The sequence below is a fragment of the Pseudomonas sp. PA1(2017) genome (genome assembly GCF_001945375.1).
Taxonomy (GTDB): domain Bacteria; phylum Pseudomonadota; class Gammaproteobacteria; order Pseudomonadales; family Pseudomonadaceae; genus Aquipseudomonas.
Genome location: NZ_MSXU01000015.1, coordinates 219,811 through 239,233, shown reverse-complemented (window position 1 = coordinate 239,233; position 19,423 = coordinate 219,811). Strand labels below are relative to the sequence as shown.

The window sequence follows — 19,423 nt, the reverse complement described above, 5'->3', positions numbered from 1 at the left end:
TATCGCCGCTTTGTTCAGCCGGCGTTCAGCCGGCAGGCGGCTGCCGTTCTTCGCCTGCGGCTTGGTCGGCGCCGCGTTTGCGCCTAAAATTGCCGGCCCCCAGCCCAGCGGGTGCGCCCCTGGTCTGTCTTGCATCCTTGAGCAGGCGACTCGTTATGTCCGACTTCACCCAACGCTTTATTTTCGATGACACCGATGTGCGCGGTGAACTGGTCGGGCTGTCCGGCAGCTATCAGCAGGTGCTGGCCAAGCACGACTACCCACGCCCGGTGGCGCAACTGCTCGGTGAGCTGCTGGCTGCCGCCTCCCTGCTGGTCGGTACCCTGAAGTTCGACGGCCTGCTGGTGCTGCAGGTGCGCTCCGAAGGCCCGGTGCCGCTGTTGATGGTGGAGTGTTCCAGCGAAGGTGACGTACGCGGCATCGCCCGTTACGACGCCGAGCGCGTCGCCGAAGGTGACGGCCTGCGCCAGCTGATGCCCGAAGGCGTGATGGCGATGACCGTCGACCCCACGCAGGGCCAGCGTTACCAGGGCATCGTGTCGCTGGACGGCGCCACCCTGGCCGACTGCCTGACCAACTACTTCGCCACCTCCGAGCAACTGGCCACGCGTTTCTGGCTGTGCGCCGATGGCCTGCGCGCCCGTGGCTTCCTGCTCCAGCAACTGCCGCCCGATCGTCTGACCGACGACGAAGAGCGTGCCGCCAGCTGGGAGCACCTGGTGACCCTGGCCGACACCCTGCAGAACGAGGAATTGCTGGGCCTGGACAACGAGACCCTGCTGCATCGCCTGTACCACCAGGAGACGGTTCGCCTGTTCGATCCGCGTGGCATTCGCTTCCGTTGTAGCTGCTCTCGTGAACGCTCGGCCAAAGCGCTGGTCAGTTTAGGGCGGGCCGATGCCGAGCTGCTGCTCAGCGAGCATCATGGCCGCGTGGAAATCGACTGCCAGTTCTGCAACGAACGCTACGGCTTCGACGCCGCCGACATCGCTCAGCTGTTCGCTGGCGGCGGCAGTCAGCAGCCCTCCGACACCCGTCACTGAGGGCTGCCAGCAACGCGCAGGCTGTTCTGATTGGGGGCTGCACCCGCGGCCCGCTTTTCTGGCATAATCCGCGCACTTTTTTAGCTGTAGTCCTGCCCTCTGCATGACTACAAACGTTTGGAAGACTCGGCCGTTCGGCCGACGGGGACTCACATGACGCAAGCCAACAACGCTGTGTACACCGACATCAGCACTGCCCAACTGGTCGAAGAAGCCCTTCGTCGCGGTGAAGGCGAACTGGCGTCCACCGGTGCTCTGGTTGTACGCACCGGCCACCGTACCGGGCGTTCTCCGGTCGACCGCTTCATCGTCGACGAGCCGAGCACTTCGGCCGACATCGGCTGGGGCCCGATCAACCGCAAGTTTCCAGCCGACAAGTTCGATGCGCTGTGGGAGCGCGTTCAGGCGTTCTCCAACGCCCAGGACAGCTTCGTTTCCCACGTTCATGTAGGTTCTGCCGAAGACCACTACCTGCCCGTCAAGATGACCACTGCCACCGCCTGGCAGAACCTCTTCGGCCGCCAGCTGTTCATCGAGCCGACCCAGTACAACCCGTCCGGCAAGCAGGAGTGGCAGGTTCTCAACGTCGCCAACTTCGAGTGCGTGCCTGATCGCGACGGCACCAACTCCGACGGCTGCGTGATCATCAACTTCGCCCAGAAGAAGGTGCTGATCGCCGGCATGCGTTACGCCGGTGAAATGAAGAAAGCCATGTTCAGCGTGCAGAACTTCCTGCTGCCGGCCGCCGACGTGCTGCCGATGCACTGCGCTGCCAACATCGGTGAAGAAGGCGACGTGACCCTGTTCTTCGGTCTGTCCGGCACCGGCAAGACCACCCTGTCCGCCGACGAAAGCCGTTACCTGATCGGTGACGACGAGCACGGCTGGGGTGAGGGCGTGGTGTTCAACATCGAGGGCGGTTGCTATGCCAAGTGCATCGACCTGTCCGAGAAGAACGAGCCGGTGATCTGGAAAGCCATCAAGTTCGGTACCGTGCTGGAAAACGTGGTGCTCGACGAGCAGCGCAAGCCGGATTACACCGACGACAGTCTGACCCAGAACAGCCGCGCCGCCTACCCGCTGGAATTCGTCGAGAAGCGCAGCGAGAAGAACCTCGGTGGCGAGCCGAACGCGGTGATCTTCCTGACCTGCGACCTGACCGGCGTACTGCCGCCAGTGTCGATCCTCAACAACGAGCAGGCGGCCTACCACTTCCTGTCTGGCTACACCGCCCTGGTCGGTTCCACCGAAATGGGTTCGGGCAGCGGCATCAAGTCGACCTTCTCCACCTGCTTCGGCGCGCCGTTCTTCCCGCGCCCGGCTGGCGTCTACGCTGAGCTGCTGATCAAGCGCATCCAGGCCTTCGGCTCCAAGGTCTACCTGGTCAACACCGGCTGGACCGGCGGTGGCTACGGCGTCGGCAAGCGTTTCAACATCCCGACCACCCGTGGCGTGATCGCTGCGATCCAGAGCGGTGCGCTGATCGGTGCCGAAACCGAGCACCTGCCGATCATCAACCTGGATGTGCCGAAGTCGGTACCGGGCGTCGAGACCAACCTGCTCAACCCGCGCAACACCTGGGCTGATCAGAACGCCTACGACGAAGCCGCCAAAGGCCTGGCCAAGCTGTTCATCGACAACTTCACCAAGTTCGACGTGAGCGACGCCATCAAGAAGGCTGGCCCGCAGCTCTAAGCTGACCCGCGCTTGCTGACAAAGCCGCCCTCGGGCGGCTTTGTCGTTTCTGCGCAGCGTGCTTGTGAGGGAGAGTCATCTCGGGTCTCTGGATTGTTCGCCTGGGCGCCTAAGTCCAACCTGCGCCGCTTTGCGTCCCTCCCTCATCGAGCAACACATCCGTCATGACGTAGCCGGCATGGCCGCGTTATGGTTAGCGGCCGTTCAGCAGCCAACCGAGTGACCGTTCATGTCCACCCTCAAGCGCGTCTTCGGTTTCGACCGACTGCGTCCCGGCCAGGAAGCCGTGATCAGCGCCGTGCTCGCCGGTCGTTCGGCAGCGGCGATTTTTCCCACCGGCTCGGGCAAGTCCCTGTGCTACCAGTTGCCAGCCTTGCACCTGCCGCACCTGACGCTGGTGGTTTCGCCTTTGCTGGCGCTGATGCAGGACCAGCTCGCCTTCCTGCACCGCCACGGCATCAACGCGGCCAGCATCGATTCGGCGCAGAGCCGCGAGCAGGTCAGCGAGACCATGGCCAAAGCCAAGGCCGGCGAGCTGAAGATCCTGATGATCTCGGTCGAGCGCCTGAAGAACGAGCGCTTTCGCAACTTCATCGGCGAAGTGCCGATTTCCCTGCTGGTGGTCGATGAGGCCCATTGCATTTCCGAGTGGGGCCATAACTTCCGCCCGGATTATCTGAAACTGCCGGACTATCAGCGCCAGTTCGCCATCTCCCAAGTGCTGCTGCTCACCGCCACGGCGACGCCGCCGGTGATCGCCGACATGCAGAAGAAGTTCGCCATCGCCGCCGACGACGTGGTCACCACCGGTTTCTACCGTCCCAACCTGAATCTGCTGGTCGAGCCGGTGGCCGGCCGCGACAAGCAGCGGCGCCTCGAGCAATGGCTGGGTGCCAAGACTGGCGAGCCGAGCATCGTTTACGTCACCCAGCAGAAGACCGCCGAGCAGGTCGCCGAACAATTGAGCCGGCAGGGCTTGTCCGTCAGCGCCTACCACGCCGGTATGGGCCACGAGATGCGCGAGGCGATCCAGCGTCGTTTCATGGCCGGCGAGCTGAGCTGCATCGTCGCCACCATCGCCTTCGGCATGGGCATCGACAAGCGTGACATCCGCAACGTGGTGCATTTCGATCTGCCCAAGTCGGTGGAAAACTACAGCCAGGAGATCGGTCGTGCCGGCCGCGACGGCGAGGCTTCCGACTGCCTGGTGCTGGCCAACCGCGACAGCCTCAACGTGCTGGAAAATTTCGTGTACGGCGATACGCCAGAGCTGGGCGGTATCGTCCGGGTGCTCGAGGAGATCCGCGGCAACAGCCAGGGTGGGCAGTGGGAAATGACCATCAATGCCCTGAGCGATCACAGCAACATCCGCCAATTGCCGCTCAAGACCCTGCTGGTGCAGCTGGAGTTGCGCGGCATCATCGCGCCGCGCTACGCCTACTTCGCCGAGTATCGCTTCAAGTACCTGGTCGAGCCGGACGCCTTGCTGGCGCGCTTCGAGGGTGAGCGACGGCAGTTCGTCGAGGCCATCTTCAACGCGTCCACCCGGGCCCGCACCTGGTGTACCGTGGATTTCGACGCGCTCTATGGCCAGCATCAGGCCCAGCGCGCGCGGGTGGTCAAGGCGCTGGACTATCTGCAGGAGCGCGGCTGGATCGAGCTGGAAAGCAAACAGATGACCGATGTCTACGCCGTGCTCCAGGCGGACTTCGACGTACAGGGGCTGGCCAGTGAGCTGCATACCTATTTCGTGGCCCAGGAGGGCAGCGAGATCCGACGGATCCAGGCGATGCTCGCGCTGTTCGCCAGTGAGGAGTGCCTGAGCCATCGTCTGGCCCGCTACTTTGGTGACGATCAGGCGCCATCTCGCTGTGGGCATTGCTCGGTGTGCCGCGGTCAGGTCGCCCTCCTGCCCGAACCGCCACCGCTGCCGCCCCTGGCGGAGCATGATCGCAACGCGTTGTGCGCGCCATTCATCGCCGCCCACCAGGCTGCGCGAGGCGGTGAATTGCCTGGTAACGAATGCCTGGCACGCTTTCTCTGCGGCCTCAGCTCGCCACTGTTCACTCGCCTCAAGGCCCGGCAGATCAAGGGTTTCGCCGCGCTGGAGGATTATCCCTACGGCGAGATTCGTGTCTGGCTGGCCGACGCCTGACGGGCCGCGGTTGAGCTAGGCGTGGCGCGGTGAGCCATACTGCAAGGTTTCGAACGCAGGAAGCCACGCCATGACCCTTTCCCTGCCCCAGCGCCTGGCCCGCGCCATCAACGCGCAGCCCGGCGAGCTGGCCGCGGCGCTGGCCGGGTTCGCGCTGTTCTTCTGCCTGTTCAGCGGCTACTTCATGCTGCGGCCGATTCGCGAGTCGATGGGCATACAGGCTGGGGTGGAAAACCTGCAATGGTTGTTCACCGCCACCTTCGTGGTCATGTTGCTGGCGGTACCGCTGTTCGCCTGGCTCAACTCGCGGGTGCCGCGTATCCATTTCATCGACTGGGTCTACGGCTTTTTCTGCTTCAACCTGCTGGGTTTCGCCCTGGCGTTCAGCCTCATGGGCGAGAGTCTTTGGCTGGCGCGGGTGTTCTACGTGTGGATCTCGGTCTACAACCTGTTCGTGGTATCGGTGGCCTGGAGCCTGATGGCCGACGTGTTCGATTCGCCCCAGGCCAAGCGGCTGTTCGCCTTCATCGCCGCCGGCGCCAGCGTCGGCGGCCTCAGTGGCCCGGCGCTGAGCGCGCTGCTGGTCGGCAGCATCGGTGCCAGCGGCCTGGCGTTCCTGGCAGCCGTGCTGTTGGCCGGTGCACTGGCGCTCAAGCATTACCTGATGGCCTGGCGCGAGCGAGCCGGAGCAGGGCGCCCCGGTGCCAGCCAGACGGAAAACCCTCGGCGCCCGGTGGCGGGCAATCCATTCAGCGGCATGACGCGGGTGCTCACATCATCCTACCTGCTGGGTGTCTGCGCCTTCGTCATCCTGCTCGCCACGGTCACCACCTTTCTGTACTTCGAGCAGGCGCGATTGGTGGCCGAGCTGTTTCCTGATCGCGACGAGCAGGTGCGGGTGTTCGGGTTGATCGATTTCGTCGTGCAGGCCGGCGCGCTGCTGGCCCAGCTGTTCATCACCAGCCGCATAGCCCAGCGCCTCGGCGTGCGCACCCTGCTGGCCGCGGTGCCGATGCTGATGTGCGTGGGTTTTCTCACCCTGGCCCTGGCACCGACCTTCGCGGTACTGGCCGGGCTGATGATCGTGCGACGCATCGGCGAATACGCCTTCGTGCGGCCGGGGCGGGAAATGCTCTTCGCACCGCTGGATGCCGAGAGCAAGTACAAGGCCAAGAACTTCATCGATACCGTGGTCTATCGCGGCGGCGACGCGCTCAGCGGCTGGGCCAAGAGCCTGATCGATCTGCTCGGCTACGGTGTGGCGCTGATCGCGGTGATCGGCGCGGTCTGCGCCGCGCTCTGGGGGCTGCTGGGCTGGTACCTGGGTGGTCGCGCCGACCGAGGTGAAACCGATGGGCCGGTGGCCGAACCCGAAGCGGCGGTCAGGCGCTGATCAGCGTGCGCGCTTCGCTGAAGCAGGCCTCGGCCAGCGGCGAGCGGGGCGCGCCACGGCGCATGATCAGGCCCAGCGGGGCCAGGGTGTGGGCGTCCTCGATGGGGGTGAGGATCAGTTCGTTGGTGAACTCGGCCAGGCCGTTCTGCAGCGGCATGATCGAGCAGCACAGGCCGGCGCTGACCGCTTGCAGCAACTGGTGAACGGCATCGGTTTCCAGCTTGGGCAGCGGTGTCATTCCCCGTGAGCGGAAGCTGTGGTCGATGGACTGGCGAAAGTGCATGCCGGCCGACAGCAAACCCAGCGGCAGGTCGATCAGGTTCTCCCAGCGCAGTGTGGTTTCGCTGAACTGGAAATGCCGGCGGTCATACAGCAGGCCCATGCGCGTGGCAGCCAGTTCGAGGCTGTCGAAGTGCTCGCGGTCGAGGCGGTCGAGATACGACAGGCCCAGGTCCAGCTGGTTGCTGCCCAAGCGTTCGAGAATCTGGTCGCTGCTCAGGGCGAACAGCTGAAAGCGCAACCCCGGATGCTGCTCGGCGAACAGGCGCACCAGCTCCATCGGGTCGAAACCCGACAGCGGCACCACGCCCAGGCGCAAGGTGCCGACCAGTTGGCCGCGGCAGGCGGCGGCCTCGGCATACAGGCCATCGTGGGCGGCCATCAAGCTGCGGGCCCAGGCCAATACCCGCTCGCCTTCGGCGGTGAAACCCTCGAAGCGCTGGCCGCGGCGTACCAATTCCAGGCCCAGTTCGTTCTCCAGGTTGCGCAGGCGCATCGACAATGTCGGTTGGGTAACGTGGCAGCGAGCGGCTGCCTGGCCGAAATGGCGGGTTTCGTCGAGGGCGATGAGAAATTTGAGCTGCTTGATATCCATGGGCGCTCTATCGAGGGGGGGCTGGCGCGGGCTGCGTCGAAAATTCTAGCAGCCGGGTCAGGAGGCGACGGTATCGTCCTGTGTCTGGGTGTGGCGTTCACCGACCCAGTACTCGATCAGCTCCCTCAGCTGTGAGAGCTCCACGGGCTTGGCCATGTGGCCGTCCATGCCGACCTGGCGCGCACGCTCCTTGTGTTCGCTGAGAATGTGCGCGGTCAGCGCGACCACCGGCGTGCGCGGGCGGCGCTCGGCAATCTCCCAGGCACGTAGCTGCTCGGTGGCGGAGAAACCGTCCATCACCGGCATCTCGCAATCCATCAGCACCAGGTCGTAGCGCTGGGCTTTCATGGCGATGAGGGCTTCCTCGCCATTGCTCGCCGTGTCCGGCTTAAGGTTGAGCTTGCCGAGCATGCCGCGGATCACTTTGGTGGAAATGCTGTTGTCCTCGGCGACCAGAATGCGGAAATCCTCGGGTACTTCCAGTGCTGCCGGGCTGGCCTGGGCGGGGGCGTCCGGGCCGCGCTGGCGCTGGGCGAGCTCGTCGGCCAGGGTGGCCTTGAGGGTATAGCCGGCCACCGGCTTGGCGAGGATGCGCTTGATGCCGGCGTTGCGCGCGATGATCTTGCTCGGCGCGTGGCTGATGCCGGTGAGCATGATGATCAGGATGTCGTTGTTGAGGCTCGGGTCTTCCTTGATCTTGGCGGCCAATTGCATGCCGCTCATGCCCGGCATGTCCTGGTCGAGCAGCACCACGTCGAAGTACTCGCGCATGTGCGCACGGGTGCGCAGCAGCGCCAGCGCCTCCTTGCCGGACGGCACGCTGCTGACGTTCATGCCCCAGGCGTTGCATTGCTGCAGCAGCACCTTGCGACAGGTGTCGTTGTCGTCCACCACCAGCAGGCGGGTGCCCTGCAGGGTGCCGTCGATATCGGTGCTCGGCTGCTGCAGGCGGGCGTCGTCCAGCGGCAGGGTCAGCCACAGCGTGGAGCCCTGGTTGCCGCCACTCTGAATGCCGAACTCACCGCCCATCAGCAGGATCAGTTGGCGGGCGATGATCAGCCCCAGGCGGCTGCCCAGGCGGGTGGCCGACAGGAAGTCGCGGCTCTGCAGTTCGGTGTTGAGCAGCGCGTCGCGCTCGCTGGCATTGAGCGGGTGTCCGCTGTCCTGCACGGCGAAGCGCAGGCGCGGCTGCTCGCCGCTGGTGTCGAGGGCGACCACCAGGAGGATCTCGCCCTCGGTGGTCTGCTTGAAGGCGTTGTCGAGCAGGCTGAGCAGGATCTGCCGCAGGCGCGTCGGGTCGCCGCTGACGATGCGTGGCACCTGGGGCTGGATGAAGCTGATCAGCTCGATCTTTTGCAGCTCGGCCTTGGCGCGGAAAATGTCCAGGCAGTCCTCGGTCAGTGCATTGAGGTCGAATTGCACGTCATCCAGCTCGATCTGCCCGGATTCCAGCTTGGATATGTCGAGAATCTCGTTGATCAGGTTGAGCAGCTCGTTGCCGGAGCTGTGAATGGTCTGCACGTAATCGCGCTGCTTGGCCGACAGCGGCGTGCCGAGCAGCAGCTCGGTCATGCCCAGCACGCCGTTCATGGGCGTACGGATCTCATGGCTGATCTTGGCCAGGAATTCGGCCTTGGCCTTGAGTTCGGCGTCGTTGGCGGCCAGTGCAGTGCGTGCGCGCGACGCAGCGCGTTGCAACTGGCGCTGGTGCTCGGCCAGGGCGGCGCTGAGCACCACGCCGCTAAGGGTAGCGATGGTGAACACGCCGATGACCAGCCAGCCTGGATCGAGCTGGTCGAAGCCGAACAGAATGGGAATGAACAGGCCGAACCCGACGTTGAACACCACCATGGCCACGACCAGCAGACGCGCCGACTGGTAGCCGTTGTGCCAGTGCACGCCGCTGACCAGCAGCACCGCGAGAGTGCCGAGGAACACCAGCAGGTAGACCAGGGCGCTGTACCAGAGTAGCCCGGTCATGAGGATGGTCAGGCCCAGTAGCAATGTCACCAGAGCGTGGCCCTGCAGGATCAGATTGAGCTTGCTGCGCTGCATCGGCGTGTGGCGGAAGAAACCGAGCACGAAGGCCGACAGGCAGAATGCGGCGATCAATGCACTGGTATCGGCGATCAGCGACTGGTTGTAGCCAAGTCTCGGCACCCAGGCAGCCAGCAGGCCGAGGTTGGCGGCCGCACACACCGCCAGGCCGCCATGCAGGCCAGCGAGCCACAGGCTGCACGCCGAGCGCATGTAGGCGAAGCGGATCAGGTTGTAGACCACCACCAGCAGCAGGGCACCGAGCAGGGCGCCGAACAGGTAGGCCGGCTTCTCCAGGCTGACCAGCTCGGCCTCGTCGATGACCTTGAACCAGGCCATCAGCGGGTGGTTGGAGGTCATCCGGACATAGACTTCCCGTGCCTGCCCGTCGTTGGGCAGCGACATCAGGTAGGCGCGTGAAGGCAGCGGCCTCGAGCTCATTGGCATCGACTCGCCGCTGTGCACGGTCTGCTCGATCAGTGGGCCGTTGAGCAGGTAGTAATCGAGAAACTGTACCCGTGGCGCGAACAGCCACAGCCAGTAGGGTGCCTGGTGCTCAGGTACGTCGAAGCGCAGCCAGACGGCCTTGTCGCTGGGCGGGTAGGTGAAGGCGAGGTCATCGAGGGGCAGGAACTGGTTACGGCGGCTGCGTACGTCATCCAGGTTCAGCTGGGCACTGTCGTCGACGAACACCGACCAACCGGTGGCATAGGGCGTAACCACCCGCTGCGCCGCCGTGCTCGACAGGCAGACGCCGGCCAACAGCAGGCTGACGAGTAGACCTATGGCGATCCTGAGCCGTCGCACGTGGCAATCCCTTTTAGGTTATCCGGCTGAATTATAGCCAGCCGAGGTGGCACAGACTATGAAACTGAGACCCTATCCTGACAGCCAGGCCGCCCTGTTGAGCGGCTGCCTGCGGTATTGCCGATGGGCGGCATCGCGCGATGCCGCCATCTTGTTACATCACTTGTCGCCTTGCTCGCGGGCGATCGCCCGGTAACCGATGTCGTTGCGGTGGAACATGCCGTTCCAGCGGATCTTCGCGGCCAGGCGATAGGCCTGCTGCTGGGCATCCGCCACGCTGGCGCCGATGGCGGTGGCGCACAGGACGCGGCCGCCTGCGGTGACCACCTGGCCGTCCTGCAGGGCGGTGCCGGCGTGGAATACCTTGCCTTCCAGCTGCGCGGCGGCGTCCAGCCCTTCGATCACGTCACCCTTGGCGTAGTCGCCCGGATAACCGCCGGCAGCCAGCACCACGCCGACGGTCGGACGCGGGTCCCAGGTCGCTTCGACCTTGTCCAGCGCCTTGGCCAGTGCGGCTTCGACCAGCAGCACCAGGGAGCTTTCCAGGCGCACCATGATCGGCTGGGTTTCCGGGTCGCCGAAGCGGCAGTTGAACTCGATGACTTTCGGCGCGCCGCTCTTGTCGATCATCAGGCCGGCGTACAGGAAGCCGGTGTAGACGTTGCCTTCGGCCGCCATGCCGCGGACGGTCGGGTAGATGACTTCGTCCATCACTCGCTTGTGCACCTCGGCGGTCACCACCGGAGCCGGCGAGTAGGCGCCCATGCCACCGGTGTTCGGGCCGCTGTCGGCATCGCCAACACGTTTGTGATCCTGGCTGGTGGCCATCGGCAGCACGTTCTGGCCGTCGACCATGACGATGAAGCTGGCCTCCTCGCCGTCGAGGAACTCTTCGATCACAACGCGCGAGCCGGCGTCACCGAAAGCATTGCCGGCGAGCATGTCGCGCACGGCGTCTTCGGCTTCGGCCAGGGTCATGGCGACGATCACGCCCTTGCCTGCAGCCAGGCCGTCGGCCTTGATCACGATCGGTGCGCCTTTCTCGCGCAGGTAGGCCAGGGCCGGCTCGACTTCGGTGAAGTTCTGGTAGTCGGCGGTCGGGATGTTCTGGCGGGCCAGGAAATCCTTGGTGAAGGCCTTGGAGCCTTCCAGCTGGGCCGCGGCAGCGGTCGGGCCGAAGATGTCCAGGTCACGGGAACGGAACAGGTCGACCACGCCTTTCACCAGGGGTGCTTCCGGGCCGACGATGGTCAGCTGCACGTTCTTTTCGGCGAAATCGGCCAGTGCCTGGATGTCCAGTACGTCGATGGCGACGTTCTCGCACTTGGGCTCAAAGGCGGTGCCAGCGTTGCCGGGGGCTACGAATACCTTGGCGATGCGCTTGTCCTGCGCCACTTTCCAGGCCAGGGCGTGTTCACGACCGCCGCTGCCGATGATCAATACATTCATGTCTCTCTCCCGATGGAGGCGGGCCTTGGGCCCGTTTGGTGGATAGGAAAAGCGCTATCCACCCTACAAATTCCGAGGTCGCGATGAAGCCGGTAGATGCTAGGCGCCCCGGGTTTCGACAAGCGGAGTTGCCTATTGGCAATGAGCATTGGCGGAACCCGGGGCAACAACGCAGATGCCGGTTTCAGTGCGGCCGATTTAGTGCCTAAAGTGGCGCATGCCGGTGAAAACCATGGCAATCCCCGCTTCGTCGGCGGCGGCGATCACTTCGTTGTCGCGCATCGAACCGCCGGGCTGGATCACCGCGGTGATGCCGGCCTTGGCGGCATTGTCGATACCGTCGCGGAACGGGAAGAAAGCGTCCGAGGCCATGACCGCGCCCGGCACCGGCAGGCCGGCATGCTCGGCCTTGATGGCGGCGATACGCGCAGAGTTGACGCGGCTCATCTGGCCGGCGCCGACGCCGACGGTCTGGCGATTCTTGGCGTACACGATGGCGTTGGATTTGACGAACTTGGCCACTTTCCAGGCGAAGATCAGGTCATGGATCTCCTGTTCGCTCGGCGCGCGCTGGGTAACGATCTTCAGGTCTTCGGCCTTGATCATGCCGATGTCGCGGCTCTGAACCAGCAAGCCGCCGTTGACGCGCTTGTAATCCCAGCCCGGTGCACGTTCGGTCGGCCATTCGCCGCACGCGAGCAGGCGCACATTGGCCTTGGCGGCAACCACTTCACGGGCGGCGTCGCTGATTCTCGGTGCGATGATCACTTCGACGAACTGGCGCTCGACGATGGCCTTGGCGGTTTCGCCGTCCAGTTCGCGGTTGAAGGCGATGATGCCGCCGAACGCCGATTCGGTGTCGGTGGCGTAGGCCAGGTCGTAGGCCTTGCGGATGCCGCCTTCGTCTTCCGGAACCACGGCGACGCCGCACGGGTTGGCGTGCTTGACGATCACGCAAGCCGGTTTGACGAAGCTCTTCACGCATTCCAGCGCGGCGTCGGTGTCGGCCACGTTGTTGAACGACAGCTCCTTGCCTTGCAACTGCACGGCGGTGGCCACGCAGGCTTCGTCGGCATGCTCGACGTAGAACGCGGCTTTCTGATGCGGGTTCTCGCCGTAGCGCATTTCCTGCGCCTTGATGAACTGGGTGTTGAAGGTGCGCGGGAATTGGCCGCGGTCTTCGGTGGACAGGGTGTCGCGGCCCTGGTCGATGGTGCCCAGGTAGTTGGCGATCATGCCGTCGTAGGCCGCGGTGTGTTCGAAGGCCTTGAGGGCCAGGTCGAAGCGTTGGGCATAGCACAGGCCGCCAAGCTTCAGGGAGTCGATGACCGCGGTGTAGTCGCCGGCGTTGACCACGATGGCCACGTCTTTGTGGTTCTTGGCGGCCGAACGCACCATGGTCGGCCCGCCGATGTCGATGTTCTCGATGGCATCGGCCAGGTCACAGCCGGGCTTGGCGACGGTGGCCGCGAAGGGGTACAGGTTGACCGCTACCAGGTCGATAGGCTTGATGCCGTGCTCGTCCATCACCGCGCCGTCGAGGGCGCGGCGGCCGAGGATGCCGCCATGAATCTTCGGGTGCAGGGTCTTCACCCGGCCGTCCATCATTTCCGGGAAGCCGGTGTAGTCGGCCACTTCCACTGCTGCCACGCCGTTGTCCTTGAGCAGCTTGTAGGTGCCGCCGGTGGAGAGGATTTCCACGTTGAGGGCGACGAGCTCGCGGGCGAATTCGAGGATGCCGGTCTTGTCGGACACGCTGATCAGCGCACGGCGGACGGGGAGGCGGGTGGTCTGGTCGGTCATTACAGGATCCATCAGCAGGGGAATCAGTAAAAAGGGCGGCTCGTCGAGGCCGCCCTTCTTCAGGATTTTGGTGATTTACAGCAGATCGTACTGCTTGAGCTTCTTGCGCAGGGTGCCGCGGTTCAGGCCCAACAGCTCCGAGGCCTTGGTCTGGTTGCCCTTCACGTAGTTCATGACGGTCTCCAGCAGCGGGGCTTCCACTTCGGTGAGCACCAGGTTGTAGACGTCAGTGACGTCTGCGCCCTCAAGGTGAGCGAAGTAGTTGTGCAAGGCTTTCTCGACGCTGCCGCGCAGGGTCTGGCCTTCTTCGCTCGGTGTGTTGAGGTGCTGTTTCAAGCTGGTGTTGTCGCTCACGGGTGCAATCCCACTTCCTAAAGTCTCGTTCATCAGTGTCATGCGGCAGCCTCTTTTTCGTCGTTGTAGCGTTCACCGAAGAACTGGCGAACGCTTGCACATTGCGCCTCCTGGCTGTCCAGACGATTGAACTGGGCACGGAATTCGCGGGCGCCGGGCAGCGTCGCGAGGTACCAGCCCACATGCTTGCGAGCGATGCGCACACCCATGACATCACCGTAGAAGGCGTGCAGGGCGGCCAGGTGCTCGAGCAGAATGCGTTCGATCTCGGCCAGCGCAGGGGCCGGGCAATGGGCTCCGGTGCGCAGGTAATGCTCAATTTCTCTGAAAATCCATGGGCGGCCCTGGGCCGCCCGGCCGATCAGCAGGCCATCGGCACCGGTGGCGGCCAGCACATGGGCGGCCTTTTCCGGTGAATCGATGTCGCCATTGGCCAGTACCGGAATCGATACGGCCTGCTTGATCGCGGCGATGGTGTCGTACTCGGCCTCGCCGGTGTACAGGTCGGCGCGGGTGCGGCCATGCACGGCCAGGGCGACGATGCCGGACTGCTCGGCAATCCGCGCGACCTCGACGCCATTCTTGTTCTGACGGTCCCAGCCGGTGCGAATCTTCAGGGTGACCGGGACGTCCACGGCGGCGACCACCGCTTCGAGAATCGCCTGCACCAGCGGCTGGTCCTTGAGCAGGGCGGAACCAGCCGCCTTGTTGCAGACCTTCTTGGCCGGGCAGCCCATGTTGATGTCGATGATCTGGGCGCCCAGCTGCACATTGGCGCGGGCTGCCTCGGCGAGCATCTGCGGGTCGCCACCGGCGATCTGCACGGAGCGTGGCTCCGGATCGCCGCTGTGGATCATGCGCAGGCTCGACTTGCGCGTGTTCCACAGGCGTACATCGCTGGTGACCATCTCCGAGACCACCATGCCGGCGCCGAGGCGCCGGCACAGTTGCCGGAATGGCTGATCGGTGACGCCGGCCATGGGGGCCAGGATCAGTCGATTGGGCAATGTATAGGGGCCGATGCTTAGCGCCGACATAGGGCTTCCCTGCTCAAGAGACGTGCTGTTGAGACCAGTAGGAGAGTGCGAAAAGGGGGGAGATCATACCCGCTCTGAATGACCGGATAAAGGTGGTTTTGAACAAAATCTGAACAGCTGGGCGGTGGTGCCCCGGCGCATCGGCGGTCGGCCCCGATGCAGACGGCTGCCCGCCGGCTGCCGTCTATCGGCTGCTCGGGGCTACTCCGGCGAGTGGAAGTTGAGGCTGTAGTTCACCGCCCGGGCGCCCGGATCGAGGATGTCCAAGGCGATATGGATCGGCGTCTGCGGCGGCATTTCCGCCTGGCCGGCCAGTTCGCCCGCCAAGTATTCGCTGGGCTTGAAGCGACGACTGGCGATCAGCTGGCCGTTGATGTCCGCGAAACGCATCTCCAGGAGCGGAAATGGCTGGGAGAACGACGCACGATTGTAGAGGATCGCATCCACGACCAGGGCGCCGCTGAATTCCGGGTGGCTGCGTACCACCAGGTTGCTGCTCTTGATCTGGTCGATGTCGACCTTGGAGGGCAAGATGCAGCCGAGGGTCGGGCAGATCTGTTCGAACCAGGGCCGGTATTGATCCTGGCGGGCCAGTTCGGCGTAGTGATAGATCACGTATTGCCCGGCCAGCGCGGCGGCCGCCAGGAGATTGAGCAGGCCCCAGCCGATCCAGCGGCCCCAAGGCTTGCGTGGTGGTCGCCAGTCGAGCTGCAGCGGTTCCTCTTCCAGCTCGAACAGGGCTTCGCCGCGCAGGTTCGGCTCGCTGCGCGGCCGCGCCTTTGCGCCCTTGGGCGCGGGCACTGGCGTTTGCGGCTCATCGTCGTCGAGTGGCGCGGGCTCAGCCAGGTCGTCGCGCTGGGCGCTGAGGCTGAACGCAGGCTCGGGCTCCACTTCCTCGCGGCTTGGCGCAGCAGGCTTCGCGGGGGGGAGGACGTCGCGCAGGCCCGGCGTTCTGGGCAACGGCGGCACGGCCTCGGGGGCTTTGGGCGGCGGTGGTTGGCCGAAATCGATGCTCGGTGTCGTGCGCTCGCCCAGCGGCTCGAGCTCCAGCTTGCTGACGGGCGGGTCGTCGCGCAGCAGGGCTTCGGCCCAGCGTTCGTCTTCGGCAGGCTCGTCGTCGTCCTGATCATCGAAGCGCGGCGTTTGCCGGGTCGGCAGGTCGAGCTCGAGGAATTGGCGTGACAGCTGCTGTTCCTGGGCCTCGAGCTTGGCCAGCTCCTCGTCGAGGTCGAGGTCATCGAGATCGAGGTCGTCGTGGATCCACAGCGTACCGTCTTCGGTCTTGCCCTGCGGCTTGGCAGTGGCAGGCGGCACGGCTGCAATGCTCGGTGCGGGTGCGGGTGCGGGTGCGGGTGCGGGTGCGGGTGCTGGGGGCTTGGGCGTTGCCGCGGGTGCGGGTGTGGCGGGCGCCGCGGCACGCATGTCCGGAATGTGATGGCCCTGCTCGCGCAACTGCCGCGCGGCATTGAATACCTGCAGGCAGGCGCCGCAGCGTACCGAGCCCTGGGCAACGGCGAGCTGGGCCAGGTTCACGCGGAAACTGGTGCTGCAGTTCGGGCATTGGGTCACGAAGCTTTCGGTCATGCGTCATCCGACGGCCGCGGGGCGGCAAAAACGGGGCGATAGTCTACCCCAACAGATTGCAAAAGCAGCATTAAGTGCCGTGCCCCGTCAGCACGGGCACGGCACGGGCGACTGCTTAATGGCGAACGCCGCTGATGCGCACCCAGCCGTCCTGGACGGCGGTCGGGTCGAGGTCGAAGTCGGCGGCGTAGGCGGCGCGCACCTCGTCGGCCTGTTCGGCGAGAATGCCCGACAGCGCCAGGCGGCCGCCTGGCTTGACCAGGCTGGTGATCTGCGGCGCCAGGCTGACCAATGGGCCGGCAAGGATGTTGGCGACCACCACGTCAGCCGGCTCCTGGGGCAGGTCGGCCGGCAGGTAGACGGGAAAGCGCTCGTCGGCGATGCCGTTGCGTTGCGCGTTGTCGCGCGACGCTTCCAGGGCTTGCGGGTCGATGTCGGTGCCGGCCGCCCGCGGCGCGCCGAGCAGCAGGGCGGCGATGGCCAGGATGCCCGAGCCGCAACCGAAATCCAGCACGCTGCAGCCTTCCAGCGGCTGGGCGTCGAGCCACTGCAGGCACAGCGAGGTGGTCGGGTGGGTGCCGGTGCCGAACGCCAGGCCCGGGTCGAGCAGCAGGTTCACGGCGTCCGGCTGCGGCGCCTCGTGCCAGCTCGGCACGATCCACAGGCGCTGGCCGAAACGCATTGGCGCGAAGCCGTCCATCCAGCTGCGCTCCCAGTCCTGGTCCTCGATACGCTCGATCTGGTGTTCTGGCAACGCGCCGTCGGTCAGCAGTTGCAGGTGGGCAACCAGCGCGTCGGCGTCGGTATCGGCCTCGAACAGGGCCAGCAGATGGGTGTGGCTCCACAGCGGCGTGGTGCCCAGGTCGGGCTCGAAGATCGGCTGATCTTCGGCGTCCATGAAAGTGACGGACACCGCGCCGACGTCCAGCAGGGCGTCTTCATAAGTGGGCGCCTGCTCAGGGGTGATGGCGAGGCGCAGTTGTAGCCAGGGCATGGGGGGCTCCGGTGGGGCGGCCGCGAGCGCAGGGCTGGCGGCGGCAGATAATGGTCTCGGGCGGGTTCAGGTGCTGACGTCCGGGTTGTCCCAGTCGTCCTGGCCATCGTTGTCGATGAGCCAGTTTAAGGCCGCGTGACGCTCCATGACTACGCTGGGATTGAGGCCGGCGGGCATCGGCGCCTGCTTGAGGCGGGCGTCCACGCAGGCCCAGTGGTAGCGGTAGATCAGGTCGGCTTCGTCGAGGATGCTGGTGATGTCGCGCAGTTTCGCCTGCGCCATGAACGTGGCGAAATCGGGGTGTTGCGCCACGGCCTGGATGGCGAAGTCGCAATCGATGGCATGGTCGGGGAAATCCAGCTCCTCCACCACGCCCAGCGCCCACAGCAGCACCCAGTAGGCTTCGTACTTCCAGACCATGTTGACGACATCCTGCTCGCTGCCCTCGTTACCGAGAATGCGCGCTTCCTGATGCGTCAGCTCGTCGATGCCGTACTGCTCCAGCAGCTCCTGGCACCACCGGGCGGTGTCCGGCGTGTATTGACCGGCCTGGCGATCGCAGGCGGCCTGGATGGCGACCAGGCAGGCGATGGCGCGGCGGGCGATTTCCTCGGTGCTGCGCACGCGCACCTCGCTGGCATCCTCGATCATCGGCAGGTGCTCGATATAGGGGATGCCGGCTGCCTCGAGGCGGGCGATGGAGGCTTGCTTGCGCGCCTCGGGCGTCAGGCTGGTTTGGGAAGATCCGTTCATGTCACCATCCTTTTTGACGTTGAAATGCAAAAGGGGAGCGGCCTTGGCCGCTCCCCTTCTGTGGTGCCGGACGCGCTCAGTGCTTGTCCATGCCCAGTTTCTTTTCCAGGTAATGGATGTTGATCCCACCCTGGCAGAACCCCTTGTCGCGAACCAGGTCGCGGTGCAGCGGCACGTTGGTCTTGATACCGTCGACGACGATCTCGTCCAGGGCGTTGCGCATGCGGGCCAAGGCCTCGTCGCGGGTCACGCCGTAGGTGATCAGCTTGCCGATCAGCGAGTCGTAGTTCGGCGGTACCGAGTAACCGCTGTACAGGTGCGAGTCGACACGCACACCGAAACCGCCCGGGGCATGGAAGTGCTTCACCTTGCCGGGGCAAGGCATGAAGTTATCCGGGTCTTCGGCGTTGATGCGGCACTCCAGGGCGTGGCCCAGGAGCTTGATGTCTTCCTGCTTGTAGGACAGCTTGTTGCCCGCGGCGATGCTGAGCATCTCCTTGACGATGTCGATGCCGGTGACCATTTCAGTAACCGGGTGCTCGACCTGAACGCGGGTGTTCATCTCGATGAAGTAGAAACGACCGTCTTCATAGAGGAACTCGAAGGTACCGGCACCGCGGTAGCCGATCTCGATGCAGGCATCGACGCAGCGCTTGAGCACTTCGGCGCGGGCCTTCTCGTCGATCAGCGGCGCCGGGGCTTCTTCCAGCACTTTCTGGTGACGGCGCTGCAGCGAGCAGTCGCGGTCGTACAGGTGGATGGCGTTGCCCTGGCCGTCGGACAGCACCTGGACTTCCACGTGACGCGGGTTGCCGAGGAACTTCTCCAGGTAGACCATCGGGTTGCCGAACGCGGCACCGGCTTCGGTGCGGGTCAGCTTGGCCGACTTGATCAGGTCTTCTTCCTTCCACACCACGCGCATGCCGCGACCACCACCGCCGCCAGCGGCCTTGATGATCACCGGGTAGCCGACCTCACGGGCAATGCGCAGGGCTTGAGCTTCGTCTTCCGGCAGCGGGCCGTCGGAGCCAGGAACCACCGGCACGCCGGCCTTGATCATGGCGTCCTTGGCGGACACCTTGTCACCCATCAGGCGGATGGTGTCGGCTTTCGGGCCAATGAAGGCGAACCCGGAGTTTTCCACCTGCTCGGCGAAGTCGGCATTTTCCGCAAGGAAGCCGTAGCCGGGGTGGATGGCGGTGGCACCGGTAACTTCCGCGGCGCTGATGATGGCCGGGATGTTCAGGTACGACAGGTTGCCCGGCGCCGGGCCGATGCACACGGATTCGTCAGCCAGGGCCAGGTGCATCAGCTCGCGGTCGGCAGTGGAGTGCACGGCCACGGTCTTGATGCCCAGCTCCTTGCAGGCACGCAGGATGCGCAGGGCGATCTCGCCGCGGTTGGCGATCAGAACTTTTTCCAGCTTCTGCATTACGGGTTCCCCG

14 protein-coding genes are annotated in these 19,423 nt (G+C 64.9%); 4 read left to right on the top strand and 10 right to left on the bottom strand.

Annotation, left to right across the window (positions count from 1 at the left end; all coding sequences use genetic code 11):
- Nucleotides 1–155: 155 nt before the first annotated feature.
- From hslO to BVH01_RS21710, 4 genes are all read left to right on the top strand, one after another.
- Nucleotides 156–1,043, top strand: coding sequence for an Hsp33 family molecular chaperone HslO (hslO, locus tag BVH01_RS21725; protein ID WP_075932318.1), 888 nt, complete (start codon nucleotides 156–158; stop codon nucleotides 1,041–1,043).
- Between the two features lie 153 nt (nucleotides 1,044–1,196).
- A complete protein-coding gene (locus BVH01_RS21720; RefSeq protein WP_075932317.1) occupies nucleotides 1,197–2,738 on the top strand; it encodes a phosphoenolpyruvate carboxykinase in 1,542 nt (513 codons plus the stop codon).
- 229 nt (nucleotides 2,739–2,967) lie between these two features.
- Entirely contained in the window at nucleotides 2,968–4,893 is a 1,926-nt protein-coding gene (locus tag BVH01_RS21715; RefSeq protein ID WP_075932316.1) for an ATP-dependent DNA helicase RecQ, read from the top strand.
- Between the two features lie 70 nt (nucleotides 4,894–4,963).
- Entirely contained in the window at nucleotides 4,964–6,286 is a 1,323-nt protein-coding gene (locus BVH01_RS21710) for an NTP/NDP exchange transporter (RefSeq protein ID WP_075932315.1), read from the top strand.
- Here BVH01_RS21710 and BVH01_RS21705 read toward each other — a convergent pair.
- From BVH01_RS21705 to accC, 10 genes are all read right to left on the bottom strand, one after another.
- The gene (locus tag BVH01_RS21705; RefSeq protein WP_075932314.1) at nucleotides 6,276–7,160 is read right to left on the bottom strand and encodes a LysR family transcriptional regulator; all 885 of its coding nucleotides are present in this window, start codon (nucleotides 7,158–7,160) and stop codon (nucleotides 6,276–6,278) included. The genes BVH01_RS21710 and BVH01_RS21705 overlap by 11 nt on opposite strands.
- 57 nt (nucleotides 7,161–7,217) lie before the next feature.
- On the bottom strand, nucleotides 7,218–10,004 hold the full coding sequence (locus BVH01_RS21700; RefSeq protein WP_075932313.1) for a hybrid sensor histidine kinase/response regulator: 2,787 nt from the start codon (nucleotides 10,002–10,004) through the stop codon (nucleotides 7,218–7,220).
- A 159-nt stretch (nucleotides 10,005–10,163) separates the two neighbouring features.
- Entirely contained in the window at nucleotides 10,164–11,453 is a 1,290-nt protein-coding gene (gene purD, locus BVH01_RS21695; protein WP_075932312.1) for a phosphoribosylamine--glycine ligase, read from the bottom strand.
- Nucleotides 11,454–11,651: 198 nt separating this feature from the next.
- Nucleotides 11,652–13,256, bottom strand: coding sequence for a bifunctional phosphoribosylaminoimidazolecarboxamide formyltransferase/IMP cyclohydrolase (gene purH / locus BVH01_RS21690; RefSeq protein WP_075932311.1), 1,605 nt, complete (start codon nucleotides 13,254–13,256; stop codon nucleotides 11,652–11,654).
- Nucleotides 13,257–13,331: 75 nt separating this feature from the next.
- Complete coding sequence (gene fis, locus BVH01_RS21685) at nucleotides 13,332–13,652, bottom strand: DNA-binding transcriptional regulator Fis (RefSeq protein WP_070884611.1); 321 nt, start codon at nucleotides 13,650–13,652, stop codon at nucleotides 13,332–13,334.
- On the bottom strand, nucleotides 13,649–14,647 hold the full coding sequence (gene dusB, locus BVH01_RS21680) for a tRNA dihydrouridine synthase DusB (RefSeq protein ID WP_075932310.1): 999 nt from the start codon (nucleotides 14,645–14,647) through the stop codon (nucleotides 13,649–13,651). The genes fis and dusB overlap by 4 nt, the downstream gene beginning before the upstream one ends.
- 201 nt (nucleotides 14,648–14,848) lie before the next feature.
- On the bottom strand, nucleotides 14,849–16,231 hold the full coding sequence (locus tag BVH01_RS21675; protein ID WP_075932309.1) for a DUF3426 domain-containing protein: 1,383 nt from the start codon (nucleotides 16,229–16,231) through the stop codon (nucleotides 14,849–14,851).
- Nucleotides 16,232–16,346: 115 nt separating this feature from the next.
- A complete protein-coding gene (gene prmA, locus BVH01_RS21670) occupies nucleotides 16,347–17,225 on the bottom strand; it encodes a 50S ribosomal protein L11 methyltransferase (RefSeq protein WP_075932308.1) in 879 nt (292 codons plus the stop codon).
- Between the two features lie 66 nt (nucleotides 17,226–17,291).
- Nucleotides 17,292–17,978, bottom strand: a complete 687-nt coding sequence (locus BVH01_RS21665) for a DUF4272 domain-containing protein (RefSeq protein ID WP_075932307.1) — start codon at nucleotides 17,976–17,978, stop codon at nucleotides 17,292–17,294.
- A 76-nt stretch (nucleotides 17,979–18,054) separates the two neighbouring features.
- The gene (gene accC / locus BVH01_RS21660) at nucleotides 18,055–19,410 is read right to left on the bottom strand and encodes an acetyl-CoA carboxylase biotin carboxylase subunit (RefSeq protein WP_075932306.1); all 1,356 of its coding nucleotides are present in this window, start codon (nucleotides 19,408–19,410) and stop codon (nucleotides 18,055–18,057) included.
- Nucleotides 19,411–19,423 lie beyond the last annotated feature (13 nt).